Raw genomic sequence first — 21769 nt, 5'->3', positions numbered from 1 at the left:
GTTTATGAGAAAGAGTTATTTTGTAAAGACACTTGTGACGCTGATCCTACTGATCAGCTGTACACTGGAAGCCACCTCGCAGAGCGCTGTAAAGCCTACCGTTAAGGCGCCCAATGGATTTGATGTGAATTCTTTTACCGGCAACCTGTATCACCAGCGTACGGATATGAAGATGCCGGCGCAGGGCATACCGATGGAGATCGTGTTTTCCTACAACAATACGCAATGCAATAAGAACTGGGGTTATGGCCGTGGCTGGACCTTCACTTATAATGTGGCTTATACTGTAGATACGGCGGGCAATATTACCGTATTGCGTGCCGATGGCCGCCGCGACCTGTTTCGAAAAGCAGGAAGCGCTTACAAAGCCCCGGTGGGCGCCTATGATACCCTGGCGGAGTACCAGGCGGGCAAGTTCAGGCTCGTTACCAAAGAAGGGTGGACCTATTATTTTGATGTTGCTTCGCACCGCAAGCTCACCAAGGTACAGGACCGGAATAATAATACCATTACCATTAGCTATACCGATTCTCTTCCCTCGGCTATCACAGATGCGGCGGGCAGAACTTTTACGCTGACCTGGGACGGTGGCAAGCTGAAGGAAATTCAGAATACCTGTTCTGCACCCGTTCGGAAAATAGTGTATACGTATGACACGAGCGGCAATCCTGTAAAGGTGATGCGTCCCGACAGCAGTACGCTGCTGTATTACTACGACGACAATAGCCGGATCATTGGGTTTACAGACGAATTAGGTAACAATATGTCCATCACCTACAATGGCAATGGCGCGGTATCGAAGATCGTATCCTGCGCCACTACCCAGTTGTTTACCTATTCGCCGCAGACACGCAAGACCTTTGTAACGGAGCAGGTACAGGGTCAGCGGCAGATCACCACCTACAGTTATGATACTACGGGCCGCATCATTCATAAGGAAGGTAATTGCTGCGGTTACAATGTGGCCTATCAGTATGATGGAAACAACAATGTATCGTCCCTTACCAACGGCAATAACCAGACCACGCAATATGTGTACGATGCCAGGGGAAATGTGATCAAAGAGACAGATGCAGAAGGTTATAGCGTCCATTACACCTGGGACCTGACCTTGAATAAGGTATTAACGGTCAAAGACAAAAGGGGGAATACCACCAGCTATGAATACGATGCAGTCGGCAACCAGACGAAGATCATCAAACCATTGGGAATAACAATAGAATATACTTACGACAGCAAGGGCAATGTATTGACATATAAAGATGGGAATAACAATACTACCCGGTACGAATACAATGCTTATGGGATGCTCACCAAAACCACGGATGCACTGAATGGCATCATAACGAATACTTATGATGGTTGTGGCAACCTGGCGCAAGTGAAGGATGCCCGCAACAATGTGACCAGTTATGAGTATGACCTGCAAAACCGGGTGACAAAGATCACGAATGCGCTGGGTGGTATTACAAAGTATACTTATGATGCATCCGGCAATCTGAGTAGTCAGACAGATGCATTAAATCATACCACGACCTACGTATATGATGGACTGGGCAGGAGGATCAGGACCGTCTCTCCTTCGGGGCATACGGTTTCCGTAGAATATGATGAACACGGAAACAAGATCAAGACAACAGATGCCCGCGGCAATAGCACTTCCTATACTTACAATAGCCGTAACCAGGTATTGACGGAGCGGGATGCGATGGGCAAAACACGGAGCTTTGATTATGACGGAGCTGGCAATATGGTGAGTGAAACCGACAAAAGGGGAAATACCACACGTTATGAATATGACAAGCTGAACCGCCTGGTTAAAACCACCAATGCAGGTGGCTATACTACCACTATGGCTTACGATGCTAATGACAATAAAGTTGCAGAAACAGACTTCAATGGCAATGTCAATTACTATGCATATGACGCCCTGAACAGGCTCACCCAGGTAACAGACCCCTTCAACAAAACCATTACAAACACCTACGATGGAAATCACCGTATATTATCACAGAAAGATAAGAATGGGAAAATATGGAGTAGTGAATATGATGCATTAAACCGGGAAACAAAGAGCATAGATCCATTAGGCTTTTTTACAGAAATCACTTATGACGCCAATGGTAATCAGCTCATGATAAAAAATAAGCTAGGGAATACTACTTCCTACACTTACGATGCATTGAACAGGCAACTGACTGAGACTAATCCTTTGAACGAAGTCACAACATACACCTATGACCTTATCAACAATATCAAATCTGTCACTTACCCCTACGGCAACACTTTCACCAACACCTATAATAACGAGTACCAACTCACAAGTGTTTCCGACATTATTGGAACAATCAACAGTTATACCTATGATGCCAATGGCAATAAATTAACACAGAAAGACGCCAACAACAACGCCGTTTCCTACCAGTTCGATGTACTGAATCGGATTACCGGCATTACAGATGCATTGGGGCATACATCCACCAGGCAATATGACGCCAACAATAATACGACCCGGGAAACCGACCGAAATGGCAATAGCAGAACTTTTGAATACGACGCACTCAATAAGATCACCAGGGAAACAGACGCTTCAGGCAACAGCACGCGGTTTGAACACGATGGCAACGGCAATCAAATCCGAATTATAGATGCAAAGAACAACATCACTTCTTACAGCTTCGATGCGATGAACAGGCTGATCGGGGAATCATTTGCAGATGGGGTCAAAAAAGAGTACACGTACGATGTCAGCGGCAACAAAAAAACACGCAAAGCCAATAACGGAATTATAACCACCTATACTTATAATGATGCAAACCAGCTGACGCAACGCAGTTACCCCAACGGCCAGCATGAAACATTCACATACGACGCCGAAGGAAATAAACTTACTGCTAACAACAGCCATGCTACTATCAGCTTTACATATGACAAACTCAATAGAATATTAACTGAAACCCTTAATGGAAAGACTACCAAGTTTATTTATACTACAAATACAAGAACAATTAATTATCCCGGAGGGAAAGTAATCACAGAAACCACTGACCAGCGAAACAGGCTATCAATGATCAGGGAAAGCGCCAATACCATTGCGCAATTTACCTATGACGGAGCTGGCCGATTGACTACCAAAACACTTGTCAACGGTGTTATCCAGCATTACGGATACGATGCCAATAACCGTATCACCAGCCTCGACTGCCAACCCAATAACGCAATAAACTTTCTATATACCTATGACAATGAAGGCAACCGCCTTACTGCATTGAAAAATCATCGTCCCACCCATTCAGAAAAATATGTGTATGACGAAGTCTATCACCTTACAGGCTTTTATGCAGGCAAACTAAACCAGCAAGCCTTCACAGATACAACTTCAAAAAACGTTTATACTTATGACGCCCTGTACAACAGAACGCTCAGCATCGAAGGTACAACAAGCATAAGCTATGACGTAAAAAACGCCAACACCTATTCAAGGACTACAGCCAATGGCGTACCTGCCAACTTCGCTTATGACGGCAACGGAAGCACCACGTCTGATGCACATCAGACTTATGAATACGACTATGAAAACCGGATAAGCAAAATTGGTGACCAGGAATACCAGTATGATGCATTAGACAGAAAAATAAAGCTGGCTACGCCGGCCGGCATAACCTATTATTATTATGACGGGAATAGAATATTGGAAGAAAGAAACAATGCTAATGTTATTCAGAAAACATATACATATGGTACCTGGCTGGATGATGTCATCACCTATAATTACAATGGCCATAATTATTACCTCGCCAACGACCGGCAGGGCAGCGCACTTGCAGTCTATGATGAAAATGTACTGGCAGAAAGAAATGAGTATAACGGATTTGGAGCCCCGTCTTTTTATAATGAGACTTATGGTCAACTAGACTCTTCATCTGTCAATAATAATATTCTTTTTACCGGACGCCCATATTACGCAAGTACAGGCAATTATGATTTCAGACAAAGAGTATACAATTTTTCAACAGGTCGCTTTCTTCAAAAAGATCCACTTGGCTACATAAACGGTTACAATACCTATGCAGCATATTTCATTCCTCATCAAATAGATCCATTCGGTACAAATGTACTCGTCATAGGTGGTGGCGGCGCACTTGTAACAATAGCAATATTGCTCGAAACTCTCGGCCCCAGGTTGCTTTTCATTTTAATAACTACGCGTGGTGCCTATATAGTAGGAAAATACCTAATGGTTCCTACTCAAAACGGCACTATAGTGGTTGATGGCCTGGGAGAGTTAGCAGGAGACAGATCTCATTGGGTATCCGGCCGCTGCCATGATATCCATAATGATTATAAAAAGCCTTGTGATGGAAAACGAAGCTGCGTTGGCCTGGACTGCATTGAAGAACTTACTGAACCATATGAAAATGCAAAGGCATGTTATAAAGGCAGAAAAGAGTATCTCGACCTGGGCTGTGAAGACGCGAAAGGAGATGTCCCCAAAAGAAACCTTCCAGGACAACTCGACGACGCGAGGAGGGTTTATGAAGATTGTCAAAAAAGAATGGACAAGGCTGAACCTTGCTGCAATAAAAATATAAAATAAAGGAGGGCATATGCATTACAATATTTTAAAAAAAGTTGTACTTATTATTAGCCTGATCCTGCCTATCACTTTATTTGCCCAGCCTAAACAATGCAAACCTCCAGGCGACACCATCCCACCCTGTCCGCAAATGGGTTGCCTGAGACCTGACTGCCTCTGTCCGCCCGACCCGCCGCCCGGGCCACGTATGCCCGTACTGGCGCCAAAGGACCCCAATGAGATCATTGGCCCCCGGGGATTTGATTCCCTGAAATGGGTATCTATCAAAGCCACCTTGTCGTACAAGATCCTCTTCGAGAATGATCCCGACTTTGCTACGGCACCCGCACAGAAAGTGATCATCTATTGTCCGATACACCCGAATATCAATCCCAACTCTTTGCGGCTGGGTGATTTTGGCTTTGGCCCCTTCAACTTTTCGGTGCCGCCTAATAGTACGACTTTCAGCCGACGGCTGGACGTAAAAGACAGCCTGGGTGTGTTTGTGGATGTAACGGCAGGGCTGGACCTTGCCAACCGCCGCGCCTTCTGGATACTGGAAAGCATTGACCCCGCCACCGGACTCGCCAATACCGTGGCCGCCAATGGAGGCTTCCTGCCCGTCAACGATAGCCTCACCCACAAAGGCGAAGGTTATGTGACCTTTACGGTAATCGCCAACAGGAACACCAGCACCCGTGACAGCATCAATAAACAGGCGTCAATCATCTTTGACGTGAATGAACCCATCGCCACCAATACCACCCTCAATATCATCGATGCAGTAGCACCGGTGAGCAGTGTGCTGGCATTGCCCTCACTGGTGGATAATGTATTTACCATTTCCTGGACAGCCAAAGATGATAGCCTGGGATCGGGCGTGAAAGAGTACGCCCTGTATTACAGCAAGAACAATGGCCCCTACACCCTCTACCAAAAGAATATTGACTCCACCCACCTTAGCTTCACCGGTGAAAAAGGCGCGACCTATTCCTTCTATACCCTTGCCACCGATTATACGGGTAACGAAGAAACGCCAAAGTCTGCAGGAGAGCAACTCGTGACCATCAAAGGCGAAGGGCTGTTGGTGGCAGCCCGCGCCTTCCTGCAGGGCGGCTACAATGCCGTCAATGGTATGATGATCGACAGCCTCCGCAGTTTGTATTTATTACCTGCTACGGAACCTTACCGTGCGCTGGGCTTTACGGCGGTCAACAACCCCACGATCGAAACACCCAAAGCAGGCGTGCTGGATAGTGTAGAGGCAAAGGGTATCACCGATTGGGTATGGCTCGAATTGCGCAACAGCAGCACTCCCACCCAGGTGGTGGCCAACCGCGCTGCGCTCATCAGGCGGGATGGCAGTATTGTAGACATGGATGGCTACTCGCCCGTATTCTTCAATAAGGTTATTGAAGGCAACTATTACCTGGCCATCCGCCACCGCAATCACTTTGGTGTGATGACGGCTGCACCACTGGCACTCACCAAAACATCGGCAGCTGTCATCGACTTTACCAATCCTGCCACCGCCACCTGGGGCACGGATGCACAGCGCAACCAGAATGGCGTGATGATGATGTGGGCAGGCGATATCAATAAAGATGGATTTATCAAGTACAACGGATCGGCCAATGATAAGGTAATGATCCTTGCCAAAGTAGGCCTGGCCAATCCCAACAATATACTCACGATGTATGATGTGAATGACCTGAACCTCGACGGCAAGATAAAATACAATGGATCGGCCAACGACAAAACGATCATATTGAGTAATGTGGGCATTGCCACACCCAACAATATCCTGGTAGAACAATTACCCTGATGAGCACTTATTAAAAGCATGTATAAAAAAAAGAGCATGAAAAATATTATAACCATATTGTTATTACTGGTGCTTAGCCTGATGGCCCAAAGCCAGGGCTACGAGATACGGGTGGTGCACAAAGGAGGCGGCATACTGGGCGTTCAGATGCGGATGACAGCAGCTACCGCCCCTACCAGTGCCGATTATATCACGGACATTGTATTTGGCCTTAAGTGGAACAGCAGTTCCAATGCGGCGCTGACCAACACCATTGCTACTACCTACAACTTAAAGAAAGCCGGCCCGCGCGGCGCCAAAGGCGCTTATTTCTACCAGGCTTTTTATTCCGATCCCATCGGTTTTACTTTTCCCGAAACCTGGACTGCCGGCAACTGGATAGAACTGATGTCCATCAGCATCAGTCTGGCATCCGGAACTGTGAGCAGTTTCGAGTTGTGTGAAGCGGGCTTCGATATAACTACCACGCCCAACCTGGGGGTTAACTTCACCGACTTCAGTCCGTTGGTACAGGGTGGAGCTGCCCAAGTGGCCCTGCCGGTGATCCTGTCTAAATTTGATGCTACCCCACGTGATACTTTTATCCAGCTGGCATGGACTACAGATGCAGAAACGAACAACAAAGGTTTTGAGGTGCAACGTTCGCAGGACGGGATCAACTTCACGCCCATTGGCTGGGTGGATGGCCAGGGGCATTCCACCACACCTACCAATTACAGTTTTCCCGACCGGCAGGTGATGACGGGTATTAAATATTATTACCGGTTGCGCCAGGTAGACCTGGATGGCCGTGAAGCGATCTCGCTGATCAAGCCGGCTCAGCTGCGCGACCATTGGAACAGTGATATTGTGCTTTCGCCCAACCCGGCCATTAAGTTGCTGCACCTGCAGTTCCGGAGTGCCGATATTACGGGCGCTGTAGCCTTGAAGATATTTACCGCTGCCGGTGAAAAGCTCATTGAGACGAATACCACGGTGCGGCCCGGTACGGGTTATGATGTACCCGTAGGCCATCTGCCGCAGGGCACCTATTACCTGGTGGTATACCAGGCCGATAAGATTATTTTCCAGAAGGGGTTTCAGAAGATGTAGTAGTCTTTCCGCTCCCCGCTTTTCTTTCCTTACGGGCGGTTGTTGGGTAATACTGGCAACCGCTTTGTACATTTTACGATCATACAGCATATTGGCTTGCCATCCGGTTGCTCCCGGGGCCTCGTCGTAAACGCTGCAGATTGCCTCCGGATTGCCTACGTATTGCCTGAACGCTCTATGAAAAAGGGGCCAGTTCTCTAAGGAGCGCAGGCAATCCGTAGGCACTAAGCAGGCCAGCAGGCTGCTGATGCCTGTCAGCAGCCGGATCATCGCGCTAAAGTTGGTTACAGGATACTTAGTAGTTGATAGCATATTCATTGATTTGATAACACAAAGCTGAGGCATTCGCGCATCCCGATTATGATAGGTTGGGCATAGTACCTTACTATTTATTTTTGCAACAGGGCATAAAAAAAACGCCCTGAAAAGAGCGTTTTTTAGCTAAAACATGGCCGGCTGTCCAAGGCCGTAAGTCATTTTCCGGACATAAACACGATAGTAGGATAAATTTATTTTTGCAACAACATTTCCGGGATGGATGCTGCCTCCGGCTTTAAATCGTAAGGAATCATTAGTTTGTTTTTAAGCGGATAACGGTGAAAGAATAAGCCGGCAATTCCATCCGGGAAACCTCAGCCAATGGAATGCTACCCGTTACAGGTCTTGCATTTTTATCAGCAGGCTGTCCTTGCAATACGGTCTTCACGGCAGTAGCACCCGTGGGATGGATACTCCCCAGGTCCATGGTTGTATGCACGGACACGGGCAGGAGATTGACCAGCTTGATGACCAGGTCCTGCGTTTTGGTGTCACGCACCACCGACCAGGCGATCCGCTTCCTGACGGCTTCCTGGTTATTGGACAGGGTGGCAGCAGCAGGCAGGTATTGATCACCGGCATGGAGGCCATAGAGCTTTTGCACCTCATACCCCACCGTGGGTTTCACTTCGCTGTTGTTGAAGTAGATCAGGTCGGGATTCCATTGGGTATGTCCTTCTTTGGCCAGCAGGGGCGCATAGGAACTCATGGATACCACATCACCATTTCGTTCAAGCGCTGTCAGATAAAGGGCTTCAGCCAGCGCCGTCTCCAGGTTATTGGGCCTGCCGGGCAGGTGGGCGGCATATTCGCCCAGGTATACCTTCGACTTACTGTGATCATATTTATCATAAAAATCCTGGTTGTGGATGAGCCAGCCGGGTGGTACATAATAATGTTCATCCACCATGGGCACTTTAAGCTTACCGGCCAGCTGCCATCCCTCTTCATAATCCGTGCCTTCCCAGAACGGTCCCACGGTGCCGATGACCGTGATACCAGGATATTTCGCTTTCACGGCCTGGTAGATCATGGTAAAGCGTTGTTCAAATATATCAGTAATGAGGTCTTCATTGCCGATACCAATGTATTTGAGGTTGAAAGGCTGGGGATGGCCGGCTTCGGCGCGTTTCTTTCCCCAGGTGGTGTTGATATCACCATTGGCGTATTCTACCAGGTCGAGGATATCCTGTATGTAGGCATCCATTTGTTCCAGTGGTATACCACCCTGTTGACCGCCACCGGTGGCACTGGTGCCGGAGTTCTGGCAGGGAACTCCTGCCGATAGAACAGGCAAGGGTTCGGCGCCAATATCGGCACAGTAACGGAAGTATTCAAAGTAACCAAGACCGGCAGTCTGGTGATAACCCCACAGGTTGCGTTGTGGAATGCGGGCTTCGAGGGGACCGATGGTATTTTTCCAATGGTAAATATTGCCGAGCCCGTCACCATGGGCTACACAGCCACCGGGAAAACGGATAAAGCGCGGATGGATATCCGCTACCGCCTGCGCCAGGTCGGCACGCAGGCCATTCTCTCTTTCTTTGAATGTCTTTTGTGGAAAAAAGGAGATCATGTCGAGTTGTAAGCGTCCAATCGACAAAGGCTGCAATTGCAGGCGTGCATCCGGCGCATCTGCATTGGCCACCAGCATTGCGCTGGTACGCTTCCATCCTGAGGTGGAGGGGGTGATATTCGTTTGTGCCAGCACCTTCCCTTCCCTGCTAACCAATTGCACCAATAGTTTTCCTTTACCCCTGGTTTGTTTTGTAAACAGCGACAATTTGTATTGTTCTCCTTTCCGGATAGTGATACCATCAAAACCGGTATTGAACAATACGGCGCCGGGTGCTTTGATATCCAGCACCGCGTAATGGGGATTGTTGATATGGATGGGTGTGGCGGTATCAATAGTGAAGGTGGCATGATCGCCCTGCAAGGTCCAGGAGTGGGTGCTTTTCCAGGCGGTATCGTGTCCTTCTTTATCGCCGGGAGCATATTCAAAATCGCGGTTTTGGATCAGCTCGGCATAAATGCCACCATCGGCTGCATAGTTGATGTCTTCAAAGAATACGCCGGTGAGCAGGTTGCTGATGGGCTTCGCGCGGTCTGCCTGCACAGCGAGTTTTACGTCCACCGGCTTGAGGTTGGCAAATCGTTGTGCATCCTGCGCAGTCTGCTCACCGTAGAGGTTATTCCTGTATTGTTTTCCTTCCCAGTCTTTGATCAGTTTATCGACAGTTGCCCAGGGTACGCGGTGCAGTTGACCGGTAGCAGGGCCTGCAGGTAAGTTGATCGTAATACTGGCATCCGTATATTGGGAGGCAGGCACTGTGGCCGCAGGTGTATAGGTTTTGAAGTCTTTGGTGGTTACCTGGAAATATTTGCCCGTGGCATCGGTATAGGTAATGTTGTATTGAGCTTGTTGTTGGTTGTATTGGATGATGGGCTTCAGTACATTGGCGCCGCTGGTCATCAGGGGATAACTTTGGCGGTCCCAGTATACCAGGTCGGGAGAGGAGGCGTGGGCAAACAATTTTTCGCGGTCGTTGAGCGCCCATACACATTGCCAGTCGCCGCCGGGTGTTTGTATGAGGTAAGGGGTGATCATTTTCTTTTCTGCTCCCCAGCGGCCATAGTCGCTCCGCAGGAAACCAAATTCATTGCCGATCAATTGCCAGTTGACCCGATCACGGCTCCAGGCAAAGTGAAGGCCATTGTGGTTATTGTTCTTAGCGGTACTATAGGAAAAGAGGTATACCGCGTCGGCACTGGCGCCAGCCTGCGGGCCCTGGGCCCGGGTAGTAAGGTTGGACAGGCAAAGCAGGCCAATGGCCAACAGCAAGGCATACCGGGCTATGGATGTTCCTGGTCTCATGGGCAAACAAATGGGTTGGGCGTGTTATAAATGTCAATATTACAATTATATTGTCATATACAAAAGCGCCTTCGATAAGCTGCTTAATAGCAGTCCATCAGCACCTGCCCGTGGGATTGGTAATGGCTGATGCTCTTGCCATTTCGCTCCTGGCATACGGTTTCCAGCCAGGCAATTATATCATGCTGCATAGACAGAGAGCCACACAGCATCAATACACCGCCTCTTGCCAGCGTTTGCGCCACAAAGTCGGCATCGTTGGCCAGCAGGTCCTTCACGTATTGTTTTTCTTCTTCCCGTGAATAGGCTACCTGCAGGCCATCCAGCTTATTAGCCGCCATATGCTCATTCAATGCTGCCGCAAAAGGTTCAAACGACAACTTGTAGCGAAAGCCGCAGTACAAATAACATTCCGACAACTGGTTATTCTCTTCGATCATACCCAGGAAGGGCGCAATGCCGGTACCATTGGAGATCATGATCACAGCGGGCGCTTGCTGCGGAAACAGGAAATGCGGGTTGGGCACTACACGCGCCTGAATGGTATCGCCGGGCCTGAGGTGGTACAAATAAGTAGAGCCCAATCCATCGGGGTGGCGTTTTACGCTGAGTTGGATATGGCCGCCTACTTTGCCGATCGAGTACAGGCGTTCGCGGTAATCGTCGGCGGGGTAAACAGCCAGCAGGTCGCCGGAAGTATATTTATTCCTCCAGGAAGGTTTGATGCGTACAATAAAAGGTTCATCGGCATGGGTGATGGCTGTCTTTTCTATCACAGTCATCGTTTCCAGGCCAGCTGGTTTTTGCTTCATTGTTTCGGGCAATGCAATACCCGTGAGTCCCACTTTCTGCGACCAGGTGACCAGCCATTGGTTGAACTGGTCGGGCGACTTATCATTGATGGTATGTATTTCCAGCAAGGGCAGGGCCCAGGGCTGCAAGGAGAGCAGGTTGTTGACCTCAAAAGCAAATTGGCAGAAGTCGGGGTAAGCGTGCGACCCAAACCCTACCACGGAAAAGTGGACACCGGGCTGCTGCTGGTATTTTTTGACCAGGGAGGCAAACCGGTTGGCATTGGCAGGAGCATCACCCAACCCATAGGTAGACGTAAGGATAATAATATGTTCGGCCTGGGGAAACGTCTGGTAGTTATTGAGATCTGTACAATAAGCCATCTCGCCATTGGCGATCAGTTGTCCCTGCAATGCTTTGGCAAAGGCCATGGTGCTGCCATTCTCGGAGCCTGCCAAAATGATGAAGCGACATTGCTCCGGTTTGTATTTGTTCCTGCTGCGGCCAGCCAGCCTTTTGAGGCTGATGGCAAAACCAGAGTAGATAAAGAACAGGATGTTGAGGCAGGCGATGGCCAGAACGATGGCCCATAGAATACTTACGCGGCCCGTATGCCAGTCGAGGCTCAGGCGCGACAAAGTGGTGGTCACCGGGTAGATGACCTCACTCAGCTTTTCGCCGGTCAACTGGTTTACCACGATCTCGCGGTCCTTCAACTTCAGGGTATAATAATCTTCGGGAAATTCGGAAAAAGGATAGTCAACCGTTTGTACCTGCGACAGCAGCACCTGCTTAAAAACAGGAAAGGCTGCCGGTTGGCGGACTGGCTCTTCCCTGATGGTGTTCTCATCAATGTGGTGCACGACCTTCTTTTCTGTCAACAGGCCAAAGCGGGCCATGGACAACCAGGTACCTGTAAGCGCAATCAGGATAATAGGGATCAGTGACAGGCGCCCCAATACGACATGGTAGTACTGTGCAAAATTATCTTTAACGATGCGGGTGAAAAAACGTTTCCAGCCCCGCTGACGCCGGATGACCAATACCGTACCGGATATAGCAATCAACAATAAGAGGAAAGAGGTCAATCCCACAAAGAACCTGCCCGCCTCATGTAAGAACAACGACCGGTGCAGGGCAGTGACCCATTGGTAAAAGGCGTGTTGTTTGTGCGGCGTACCCAGCACCTTACCAGTAGAGGGATCTACATAGGCTTCCAGGGCTTTGCCGCTGGTGTCTGTTCCTTTCACTACCACAAACTGGTTGGCATCCACACGCATGGAGGTGACGGAGGAAAAGGATCGTTTGAGTGCGGGGATGGTTTCCGCGAGTGTGAGCTGGTTAAAATGGTCTGCCTTATAAGAAGGTACCTTGCCCGTGATGGGCTCAAAAGAAAGGACGATGCCGGTTACAGCAGCCAGGGTGATAAAAAGAAAAGAAGATACGGCCAGTGCGAAATGGCTGTATCTCCAAACAGAAATGGTCATGGGCACTGCATTAGTTTTGAGCCAGCCTTACGTAGCGAATATACCCGGTGCCTTCGCTTTTGGCAGCAAGCCCTTCGGTCGTAAGGGGGATCTCCAGGTCTTTTTCGTAGTACTTCTTGTCTTCTACGGCTGTTTCGAACCGCAGTTTATAGCCTGCATTTATTTTGGCATTGTCGATCTCCAGCACGGTTACCGAGCGATCGCCACCGGTAACGGAAGCGCCGGTAACGGCATCTATATTGGCGGGCTTTTTAGAACGGAACTCATGCCATGATTTCAGGCTGGGGTACCATTTTTTGTCGGCGCCCATCACGCGTAATGTCTTTTCGTATTTGCCTTTGCTATCGATCAGGGAAACCACGATGTAAGCGCCCTCGCCCACATAGTTGGTCATCTGCACCATGCATTTGTATGGTGTGCTCGTGGCATTTTGTGCATTGCCGGTACCGGGCAGGAAATACAATGCGATCAATACCAGGATCAGTTTATAAGCACTCTTCATCATTGTTATTTTAAATAGCATTTTAAATTAGCACACTTTCTTGCCAGGCTCAAAGGTGGGCCGCTCTACAGCGCTGCATTCGCCGGGCGGCAGAGCGACTCACCTTAATGAAGCCTGGCTTAAGTAAACGATGTTGATTGTTATTTTAAGAAATCAATAGAGACATGGGACTTTGTAAGGAACTCGTTTTCTTTGGCCAGTTGCCAGGCTGTTTCCTCGAAGGCAGTGGTCGCTTCTTTCTTTGCGCCAATACTCAACAGGTATTTCAGTATGGAATCATCTTTGGACAGCATGGCTGCTTTGTGCAGTACCGTGAGGCCTTCTTTGTTCTTTGCATTTACATCCACCTGCAGGGTTTCGATCTTTTTGAGCAATGCAATATCACCCTTCGCGATGGCCAGGTGATACAAGGTATTGCCATCTTTTTGCGGTGTGGTCAGGCTGAAACCGGCCTGCTGCAACACTTTCATTTTGGCGTTGAAGGCTTCCTGTGCAGGACCCTGGCCATTATAAGATTGTATCAGATAGAAAGCCAGGTTATTGCCGGCAGCGTCAACAGCATTCAGGTCAGCGCCTTTGTTCACCAGGTATTGAACGATCCCGGGTGAATTGCTCCTGACCGCCATGGCCAGTGCCGTGAGGCCTTTCTTGTTGGCCAGGTTAATGCTTTTCGCGGGCAATAGCAGGGCCAGGGTGGCAGTGTCCTTGTTGGAAGCAGCAGCATTCATGAAAGGTGTATTGCCTTCATTATCGGCCTGGTTAATATTCACCCCGCGACTGATGAAATAGCTGATGACCTCCTGTTGGTTGGGCTTGCGCGCCAGGTAGTGCAGCAGGTTTTCACCATTCTTGTTTACCACGGCAGGTTTTAGCTTAAGGCTTTCGAGGTATTGGTATACCGGCATGCCATTGCCGGAGCCGGCAGCTCCCCTACCCTGTGCAGCCATCAGGAAAGCCTGGTCGGTGTATTTCACCCCTTTTTGCAGGAGCGACTTCATGAGGTCGATATTGCCGGACCGGGCTACATAGTTGAAGGCCGTGTTGCCAGCCGCGTCGGTATCCTGTAAGGAAAGCCCTTTGGCAATAAAATAATTGGTGAGCACCTGGTCTTTGTCATTGGCAATTGCCGTTAACAGCAGGCTGGCACCCTCCTGGTTCTTTTGTTTGATATCGGCGCCTGCGCTTACCAGGGCGTCGTACACTTTTGTATTGGCTTGTCCGGCGTTGGCGGCGAAACCGAGTGCGGTACTGCCGTGGCTATCTACCAGGTCGAGTTTTGCGCCTTTGCTGATGAGGTATTCTACTACCGGCAGGTTGCCCCGGGCGGCTGACCAGAAGATATAGGTACGGGAATCATGGGTTATTTTGTTGGGCTCATTGCCTTTTTGTTCCAGCAGGAAGGTGATCACTTCCGTGGAGGCATTGGCATTGATGGCGTAGACTACGGGGTCGAAGGAAGACCTGTTTAACTCGGAAGGACTGTTGCCTTTCTCCACGGCTGCCTTTACGGTGGCCAGGTCGGGGTTGGTTTTCCAGAAAGCCTGGTCCAGCAAGGTATTGTTCTGGGCCTGGGTGAGCAGGGATACTCCTACGAAAAGGAGGGTCAATAGTCGTTTCATCTGTATAGATTTAGCCTGAAATAGGTGCGCAATGAAAGTCTGAGGTGCTAACATGGGTGGATGATAACTGATTTGGCGGCAAAAGTAGCGTTCGGGGCGGCTTTCCATTTACTGAATCGGGAAATTCTTGGGACGAAGCCGGAAAGATGGGAAGTACGGAGGCGGACAGGCGGCGGGTGGGGCTTGATCATTGTCAATTATGGCCTGCATTCACAGATAGAAAAATCGCTTACATTTAGTACCTGAACATTGCTTCTCAAAGGCCAACATACACCTACCAACAATAATTGACAGCGACCATGAAAAAAGCAGTATTTATAATTCTGGCTATTACGACCTCCTTTTACGCTGGCTTCGCCTTTAAAACCATCATAACCGGACAACATAAAACAACAACGATGAAAAAAGTAACAGGTATTGGCGGCATCTTTTTCAAATGCAAGGACCCTAACAAAATGAGGGAATGGTATAAAGAACACCTTGGTATAAACAGCACCCAATACGGGGCCACCTTTGAGTGGTTTGAAGGGGATGACAGCACGAAGAAAGGGCAAACGCAATGGAATCCGTTTCCCGAAACGACCAAATACTTTCAACCTTCCACCAAAGACTTTATGATCAATTACCGGGTTGATAACCTGGAAGCGCTGGTGGAGGAATTAAAAAAGAGCGGCGTGACGATTGTAGACGCCATCGAATCTTACGATTACGGCAAGTTTGTGCATATACTCGATGCAGAAGGCAACAAAATACAGTTGTGGGAACCCAAAGATTGAGGATGACCAATTTATTCCTGGAAAGTCAACACGGTATGGTACGATCCATACCGTGTTGACCATACATTATTAATGTGCAGCCGGTGGTGGCGGCGGATTCAATACCGCCTGTGGCACCAGGTTCTTAACAGGTTTGATGGTCTTCAGGTATTCATAAATAGACTTTACATCTTCATCGGTCAGCTGCGCCAATGACTGCGTAGGCATTGGCGGCATAAGGGGGCGTGACTGCTCCACACCACGGTATTTACCTTCTTTGATGGCCCTCCTGAAATTGTCGTAGGTCCAGCCGCCGAGGCCGGTATCATCGGGCGTGAGGTTGGCGGCATAGGTAATGCCCCAGGGGCCTACTGCTGCGGTGAGGTCGCCCTTCAACAAGGCCCATCTTCCATCGCGGGTGATGGCGGTATCAAACTGGCCAAGAGGACCAGCCGCCACATCGTATCCGGAGAGGAGTTTTGTTGTATCCGGCACAGGTCCTTGCGGGGTCATGATCTTGGGTGTATGGCAATCGCCACAGCCAATAACGGTTACCAGGTATTTACCTCTTGCTGCCAGTTGTGCTTCGGTGACTGGTTCTTTATCGCCGTCTTTGCCGGCCGTTTCGTTACAGGCAATAAATGCAGTGCTCATGGCTACGGTAGCCAGGTACAGGAATCGCTTCATTTGGTATGTGTTTAAATTGTATTCTATTTGCCGAACAAGTCGGTACTTAGCTGGTAAAAGGGCCCTTCCCGGTCGGTGATCAGTGAGGGGCTGACGCCGGAAAACTCCTTGAAATCCCTGATAAAATGCGCCTGGTCGGCATAGCCGTGGTCATAGGAAAGCGATGCCCAGGATATCTTTTTGTGGGCAGCATGCCGCACCTGCCGGTAGGCATTCCTGAAGCGGATGATGCGCGTATAAGTTTTCGGGCTGGCGCCGAGGGTGTCACGAAAACTACGCTGCAACTGCCTTTCACTTATATACAGGTCTTTACAAAGGGACTCAATAGATATATTGCCTTTGGCTTCGCGGATAAGACAGGCCGCTCGTTGCCAGTATTGCTGCCGGCAGTGGATCTTTTTCACCTTCGCCTGCAAGTAGGTTTCCGCTATACGGATCAGTTGCGCCGGCTCTTCCACGCCATACATACGGTCTACCATTTCATCGATGGCAGCATCCTCGAAATTGCTTACATCGGTATAGTCATTGAACAGGGCTGCGGCGGGTATCCTGAATAACCGGGTGAGGGACTCCGGTTTGAAATTGATCCCGAAACATACGGCATACCCTTTGGCTTTCCAGGTCACGGCATTGTTGTATACACCGGCAAAGAGCGCATGGGGCAGTGGCTGCCAATCGTTGCCTTGCCATACGCCGCAATCGGGCTGGTTCACATGCACAATGATCTGCACCATGCCGAGGGGCAGGCATACCTGGTGGGGCGACTCCTCGGAGGGATCGCCGTCAAATACCTGTAGCCAGTAGTTCTCTACATAGGGCTGCAGGGCTATGGAGGGCCTGAACTCTTTATAAGCAATAATCATTATACTTCCTTAGCGCTATTGAACGAGGCAAAGATAACCGCCTGCAACGGCATGTCATTGAAGAAAAGCGACATGTTTATGTGGTTTTGAGAGGGAATTTTTCTGCTGGCCTATCAATGGGTCCAGATCATCGCCTGGGGATTGAGGTTCCAATGATATTTCTGTGCATCTCCAAAAGTGGCAAAGCCCATCCGCTCACCAAGGATTATTTCTTTGTAAGCCTGGTACATTTGTCTGGCAGCTATGATGGGTTGCATGCGGCCAACGCCGGTGCAAAGACCTGGTATTGCTACGGATGATATCCTGGCATCTCCTTTTGCCTTAATAAGGATAGCTTTCATAGCCAGGTAAGCATTGATAGAAGTATCTATATTGAAGTTGGTAGGAATGCGCATGGTGGGTGCTGAAATAAGAAAAGGCACGACCCTGTCGCCTGTTTCCATCAGCAAAGCCTGTCCTATCAATAACTCCCCTTCCGGAAGTGCCTTGATCTCTTGTTGCAGCTTCTTTTCCAGGTCCCACCCGAATCTTTCAGACAATGCATAATCAAGTCCTCCATCCATAAAGCCAAAAGAGTTGGCTGGACTTACGATCGCGTTACACTCTGTACGGGTGATATCGCCTTCAATGATAAGCACGTCTTGTACGTTGTCAAAAAAGGCTCTCCAGGCTTCTACCATTTTGGAGGAGAGATCGGCTAATATGATTCTCATGGGTTATTCTTTTTAGGGAGGATGATATAATGATAGACGAGGAAAACCAGTCCAAAGAAGATTAGTGCCTTGCCATCCATAATGCTGCTTTGCCAACCTTTTCTGTCCAGGTAGGTCCCGGAGAAAGTAGTGCCAGTAATACGCATCAGGAAGCCGGCAATAACAAATGCCCATCCAATAAGCTTAACGATCTGTCTTCCTACAGGCATAACTGAAAATTCTTGTGCACAAGATAGTGAAGGATCGGTGATTTACTTAACTTGTAGGATGGGTGCCCTGCGCCTTTAAACCTGCTATATGAAATCACTTCGCTACCTGCTGTTTTGGACATTGCTTATAGCTGCTTCCATTCCTTGTGCCGAAGCGCAAACTGACACGGGCCTGTACAAGGAGCTTTACCGGCCGCAACTTCACTTTTCGCCCAAGGCGCATTGGATGAATGATCCAAACGGCATGGTGTACAACAAGGGCATTTATCACCTTTTCTTCCAATATTACCCGGATGGCAGTACCTGGGGGCCTATGCACTGGGGACATGCTACCAGTCCTGATATGCTGCACTGGAAAGAGCAGGCCATCGCGCTGTATCCCGATAGCCTGGGTTATATCTTTTCGGGCAGTGCGGTAGTGGATGAAAAAAATACCAGTGGATTTGGGAAAAAGGGGCAGGCGCCGCTGGTGGCTATTTTTACCAGCCATGACCCGATAGGCGAAAAAGCACGTACCGGCAAATATGAAAACCAAAGCATCGCCTATAGTCTCGACAACGGTATTACCTGGACCAAATACGCCGGCAACCCGGTATTGAAGAACCCGGGCATTGCCGACTTCCGCGATCCGAAAGTGATGTGGTATGAAGCGAGTAAGAAATGGATCATGACACTAGCTACGCAGGACCGCATTACTTTTTACTCATCGCCCAACCTTAAGGAGTGGACGCGTGAAAGCGAGTTTGGCGCCAAGGCAGGCGCGCATGGCGGTGTATGGGAATGCCCCGACCTTTTCCCCCTCACGCATGCAGGCAAACAATATTGGATACTGATCGTGAACATCAATCCAGGCGGTCCCAATGGCGGATCGGCCACGCAATATTTTACGGGGCAGTTTGATGGACATGGCTTCACTGCTAATCATACGAACATCAAATGGCTGGACTATGGACCCGATGAATATGCGGGCATTACCTGGAGCAACACGGGCAAGCGAAAGATATTCCTGGGCTGGATGAGCAACTGGGCCTATGCGGGTGAAGTGCCTACGCATCCCTGGCGCAGTGCGATGACGATACCCCGGGAACTGGGACTGGCCAATGTGAATGGCCGGTTATTGATCAAGTCTTCGCCTGTGCGGGAATTGAAAAAGCAGGAGCCACCGCTGCTGACGATCACCAACAACCGGGCGACAACCACCAAAGGATATGATACAGTGCGCAATGAGGAACCCTATATGCTTACGCTGACAGCTGATACTATTAAAGATTGCTCACTGGTATTGTCCAATAAGGAGGGTGAACAAGTGATCGTAGGGTATGATGCCAGCGCCAACCAGTATTATATTGACCGGACCAGGTCGGGCAAAACGGGCTTCAATAAGGGCTTTGCGAGCCGGCATGTGGCGCCACGCTTTGCCACGAATCATACACTGCGGCTTGTGCTGGTGGTGGACCGCGCTTCTGTGGAGTTGTTTGCTGACGACGGGCTAACGGTGATGACCTCTATTTTCTTTTCGAAAAGCTGGTTGAACCCGGGGGTGATCGATGGACCGCGAGGGGGCGATTCGAAAATAGTGGTGAGCAGGCTGGGGAGGGTATGGAAGTAAAAAGGCGCCAACTTATTGGCGCCCGTCTTGTATAATGGAATAAGCTGTTATAAATTCGTCGTTTTTACTTTTTGCAAATATTTCTTTGCCTGCTCGACCTTTCAGGGAACAGGATTTTACCCTTCAGTTTGGAAGCAACTAAAGACAGGAGTCCGGACTCGGACACCTTCACCATTTTATTTGATTTATTTGCTTTAGTCTTCATATCGTAAAACTAAGTATTTCTTGAAGGCGAAATAATAAAAATACAGAAACATATAAATACATGAACAATGGCTGAAATATCGAGGAACAATACCGGTCTCGCAGGCGAGTATTTTGTAGCCGCTGAACTTTACCGTCGAGGTTGGTCAGTAGGTATGACAATCGGTAATGCCAAAGCAGTAGACGTTTTCGCAGAAAAAGAAGACATAATGGTGCAAATACAAGTCAAATCCATTTACAAACGGGCTCATAGCGGGTGGCCAATGATGAATGACAGGGTAAAAAAAGACTGTATTTACATTTTCGTCAATCTTAATGCCGACATTATGGACAAACCGGATTATTATATATGTACCAGCGAGGAAGCGCTGGATGCTATCGACCAGTATACAACCAGGGGCATTGTGACATTGGGAAAAATGAAGAAGTCTGGCTGCAAAGATCAATGGGACAAGTTAAGTGTCCAATCAAAGGCGGTTAAGAAATTACGAAAATAAGCAGGCTATTTTTTGTATTATCAAAACAGTCTGCCTTTGAATCCAGCATAATCCAATATATCTGTGACCTGCCCATTGAGCAGGAGTGTCACCTGATCATCGCTGACCGAATACCAGAGTTCCATTGCTGCTTCTTTGTACCCAATCCCGAATCTATCTGCATCAAACCATTTTGCATGGCTTGCCCATTTGTATATCTCATCATATATCCACTTGTTTGCCTTATCAAACAGTTTGATCCTTTTGGTTTGACCATCCATTGTTACCGTAGCAAAAACACTGGTAATCGTTTCTGTTTTCTCTACAGAAAGTTGCGCTGTCTTTTTCTTGTCCTTTGACTGTTTGGCCGGATAGTCTATTTTGAAGACAAAGTTGCAATCCATTACCTCCTGATATGCTTGTTCGAGTACGCTCCTATCCCAATTGTATGCCTCGCATAATTGGATCATACCTTCCTGTATTAAATCAAGCATATATTGATATTTACCGGACCTATCGAGGGACAAGAACAGATCATACTCAAACTTTGGCGCTACCAACACCAGGGAGCCGTCTTTCCAAGGCCTATTCCATACCTTATAATTGGAAGCATCCATGCTCACTCTTGTCACATTGGGTGGTTTATAGCCATGCATTTTACGGATGTACAGGTCGCTGACATAATTTTGCAAGGAAATTTCCTCCCAATATTCAGGAGAATGAGGAGGATAAGCTGTTTCCAGGTATAAGGTAATATCATTAAAAGGAGTTGCCATATGTCCCGATACAATTGCGGAACAAAATAATACATTAGGTGGATATATTTCCCCTATGGAAAGCAATTCTACACAAGGAACGACTGCTTTGTTTATCCATACCAAGGAGGGGAAATTTAATGCTTAGACAAACGTAACGGTCGGTCAATTCAAATAATACCTTTGCCCTGTTATTCAAATTTGCTTCTGACAATACCCCTGCTGTCCCACTTCTTACCTCGTTTATTTTATTGAGTACTAAGGCATTTTGGCTGACTTCCTGACTTGCAGTCTACCGGAACTAATGTGCTATGGCCCATTTACCCGTCGACAGTTTCTTCCCTATCCTGTTCAGAATGTGACGCAGGTCACGTAATCCTTCCCTGTACCGGGTGCAACTTTACATCAT

At 48.5% G+C, this 21769-nt stretch carries 15 protein-coding genes; 6 read left to right on the top strand and 9 right to left on the bottom strand.

Going from position 1 to position 21769, the window contains the following annotated elements:
* Window positions 1-4: 4 nt before the first annotated feature.
* The 3 genes from D3H65_RS01590 to D3H65_RS01580 are packed head-to-tail and all read left to right on the top strand — an operon-like array spanning window position 5 to window position 7493.
* Window positions 5-4597, top strand: coding sequence for a DUF6531 domain-containing protein (locus D3H65_RS01590; RefSeq protein ID WP_119048579.1), 4593 nt, complete (start codon window positions 5-7; stop codon window positions 4595-4597).
* A 10-nt stretch (window positions 4598-4607) separates the two neighbouring features.
* Entirely contained in the window at window positions 4608-6401 is a 1794-nt protein-coding gene (locus D3H65_RS01585; protein ID WP_119048578.1) for a DUF7619 domain-containing protein, read from the top strand.
* 36 nt (window positions 6402-6437) lie between these two features.
* Entirely contained in the window at window positions 6438-7493 is a 1056-nt protein-coding gene (locus D3H65_RS01580; protein WP_162915349.1) for a T9SS type A sorting domain-containing protein, read from the top strand.
* Between the two features lie 571 nt (window positions 7494-8064).
* On the opposite strand, the gene D3H65_RS01575 is transcribed toward D3H65_RS01580, so the two are convergent.
* The 4 genes from D3H65_RS01575 to D3H65_RS01560 all read right to left on the bottom strand — a co-directional run bounded on the left by D3H65_RS01575 (window position 8065) and on the right by D3H65_RS01560 (window position 15089).
* Window positions 8065-10689 (bottom strand): alpha-L-arabinofuranosidase C-terminal domain-containing protein, encoded by a 2625-nt coding sequence (locus D3H65_RS01575; RefSeq protein WP_119048576.1) that lies wholly within the window; start codon window positions 10687-10689, stop codon window positions 8065-8067.
* 83 nt (window positions 10690-10772) lie between these two features.
* Window positions 10773-12968 (bottom strand): PepSY domain-containing protein, encoded by a 2196-nt coding sequence (locus D3H65_RS01570; RefSeq protein ID WP_119048575.1) that lies wholly within the window; start codon window positions 12966-12968, stop codon window positions 10773-10775.
* A gap of 10 nt (window positions 12969-12978) precedes the next feature.
* Window positions 12979-13473 carry a DUF2271 domain-containing protein gene (locus D3H65_RS01565; protein WP_211345599.1) on the bottom strand — a complete coding sequence of 165 codons (495 nt, stop codon included), beginning with the start codon at window positions 13471-13473 and terminating at the stop codon, window positions 12979-12981.
* A gap of 137 nt (window positions 13474-13610) precedes the next feature.
* A complete protein-coding gene (locus D3H65_RS01560; protein ID WP_119048573.1) occupies window positions 13611-15089 on the bottom strand; it encodes an ankyrin repeat domain-containing protein in 1479 nt (492 codons plus the stop codon).
* Between the two features lie 398 nt (window positions 15090-15487).
* On the opposite strand from D3H65_RS01560, the gene D3H65_RS01550 reads away from it, so the two are divergent.
* Window positions 15488-15865, top strand: coding sequence for a VOC family protein (locus D3H65_RS01550; RefSeq protein WP_119054348.1), 378 nt, complete (start codon window positions 15488-15490; stop codon window positions 15863-15865).
* A gap of 69 nt (window positions 15866-15934) precedes the next feature.
* Here the strand turns inward: D3H65_RS01550 and D3H65_RS01545 are convergent, their stop codons facing one another.
* The 4 genes from D3H65_RS01545 to D3H65_RS01530 all read right to left on the bottom strand — a co-directional run bounded on the left by D3H65_RS01545 (window position 15935) and on the right by D3H65_RS01530 (window position 18316).
* Window positions 15935-16531 carry a c-type cytochrome gene (locus tag D3H65_RS01545; RefSeq protein WP_119048571.1) on the bottom strand — a complete coding sequence of 199 codons (597 nt, stop codon included), beginning with the start codon at window positions 16529-16531 and terminating at the stop codon, window positions 15935-15937.
* 23 nt (window positions 16532-16554) lie between these two features.
* On the bottom strand, window positions 16555-17394 hold the full coding sequence (locus tag D3H65_RS01540) for a helix-turn-helix domain-containing protein (RefSeq protein ID WP_119048570.1): 840 nt from the start codon (window positions 17392-17394) through the stop codon (window positions 16555-16557).
* Between the two features lie 113 nt (window positions 17395-17507).
* A complete protein-coding gene (locus tag D3H65_RS01535; protein ID WP_119048569.1) occupies window positions 17508-18107 on the bottom strand; it encodes a macro domain-containing protein in 600 nt (199 codons plus the stop codon).
* Window positions 18104-18316 carry a hypothetical protein gene (locus tag D3H65_RS01530; RefSeq protein WP_119048568.1) on the bottom strand — a complete coding sequence of 71 codons (213 nt, stop codon included), beginning with the start codon at window positions 18314-18316 and terminating at the stop codon, window positions 18104-18106. The genes D3H65_RS01535 and D3H65_RS01530 overlap by 4 nt, the downstream gene beginning before the upstream one ends.
* Before the next feature lie 88 nt (window positions 18317-18404).
* Here D3H65_RS01530 and D3H65_RS01525 point away from each other — a divergent pair, with 88 nt between their 5' ends.
* Both D3H65_RS01525 and D3H65_RS01520 read left to right on the top strand, forming a co-directional pair.
* Complete coding sequence (locus tag D3H65_RS01525; RefSeq protein ID WP_119048567.1) at window positions 18405-19925, top strand: glycoside hydrolase family 32 protein; 1521 nt, start codon at window positions 18405-18407, stop codon at window positions 19923-19925.
* A gap of 272 nt (window positions 19926-20197) precedes the next feature.
* The gene (locus tag D3H65_RS01520; protein ID WP_119048566.1) at window positions 20198-20626 is read left to right on the top strand and encodes a PDDEXK-like family protein; all 429 of its coding nucleotides are present in this window, start codon (window positions 20198-20200) and stop codon (window positions 20624-20626) included.
* Window positions 20627-20646: 20 nt separating this feature from the next.
* On the opposite strand, the gene D3H65_RS01515 is transcribed toward D3H65_RS01520, so the two are convergent.
* Window positions 20647-21381: a hypothetical protein gene (locus tag D3H65_RS01515; RefSeq protein WP_119048565.1), complete on the bottom strand. Its 735-nt coding sequence runs from the start codon at window positions 21379-21381 to the stop codon at window positions 20647-20649.
* Window positions 21382-21769 lie beyond the last annotated feature (388 nt).

Origin of the sequence: Paraflavitalea soli, assembly GCF_003555545.1 — a bacterium.
Lineage (GTDB): Bacteria > Bacteroidota > Bacteroidia > Chitinophagales > Chitinophagaceae > Paraflavitalea > Paraflavitalea soli.
Note: the sequence above shows the minus strand (reverse complement) of the source record. Positions and strands in the feature narration are given on the sequence as shown.

Excerpts from the sequence above, each read along its gene's own strand:
- D3H65_RS01590 (WP_119048579.1), top strand. The coding sequence starts at position 5 with ATGAGAAAGAGTTATTTTGTAAAGACACTTGTGACGCTGATCCTACTG.
- D3H65_RS01585 (WP_119048578.1), top strand. The coding sequence starts at position 4,608 with ATGCATTACAATATTTTAAAAAAAGTTGTACTTATTATTAGCCTGATC.
- D3H65_RS01580 (WP_162915349.1), top strand. The coding sequence starts at position 6,438 with ATGAAAAATATTATAACCATATTGTTATTACTGGTGCTTAGCCTGATG.
- D3H65_RS01575 (WP_119048576.1), bottom strand. The coding sequence starts at position 10,689 with ATGAGACCAGGAACATCCATAGCCCGGTATGCCTTGCTGTTGGCCATT.
- D3H65_RS01570 (WP_119048575.1), bottom strand. The coding sequence starts at position 12,968 with ATGACCATTTCTGTTTGGAGATACAGCCATTTCGCACTGGCCGTATCT.
- D3H65_RS01565 (WP_211345599.1), bottom strand. The coding sequence starts at position 13,473 with ATGATGAAGAGTGCTTATAAACTGATCCTGGTATTGATCGCATTGTAT.
- D3H65_RS01560 (WP_119048573.1), bottom strand. The coding sequence starts at position 15,089 with ATGAAACGACTATTGACCCTCCTTTTCGTAGGAGTATCCCTGCTCACC.
- D3H65_RS01550 (WP_119054348.1), top strand. The coding sequence starts at position 15,488 with ATGAAAAAAGTAACAGGTATTGGCGGCATCTTTTTCAAATGCAAGGAC.
- D3H65_RS01545 (WP_119048571.1), bottom strand. The coding sequence starts at position 16,531 with ATGAAGCGATTCCTGTACCTGGCTACCGTAGCCATGAGCACTGCATTT.
- D3H65_RS01540 (WP_119048570.1), bottom strand. The coding sequence starts at position 17,394 with ATGATTATTGCTTATAAAGAGTTCAGGCCCTCCATAGCCCTGCAGCCC.
- D3H65_RS01535 (WP_119048569.1), bottom strand. The coding sequence starts at position 18,107 with ATGAGAATCATATTAGCCGATCTCTCCTCCAAAATGGTAGAAGCCTGG.
- D3H65_RS01530 (WP_119048568.1), bottom strand. The coding sequence starts at position 18,316 with ATGCCTGTAGGAAGACAGATCGTTAAGCTTATTGGATGGGCATTTGTT.
- D3H65_RS01525 (WP_119048567.1), top strand. The coding sequence starts at position 18,405 with ATGAAATCACTTCGCTACCTGCTGTTTTGGACATTGCTTATAGCTGCT.
- D3H65_RS01520 (WP_119048566.1), top strand. The coding sequence starts at position 20,198 with ATGGCTGAAATATCGAGGAACAATACCGGTCTCGCAGGCGAGTATTTT.
- D3H65_RS01515 (WP_119048565.1), bottom strand. The coding sequence starts at position 21,381 with ATGGCAACTCCTTTTAATGATATTACCTTATACCTGGAAACAGCTTAT.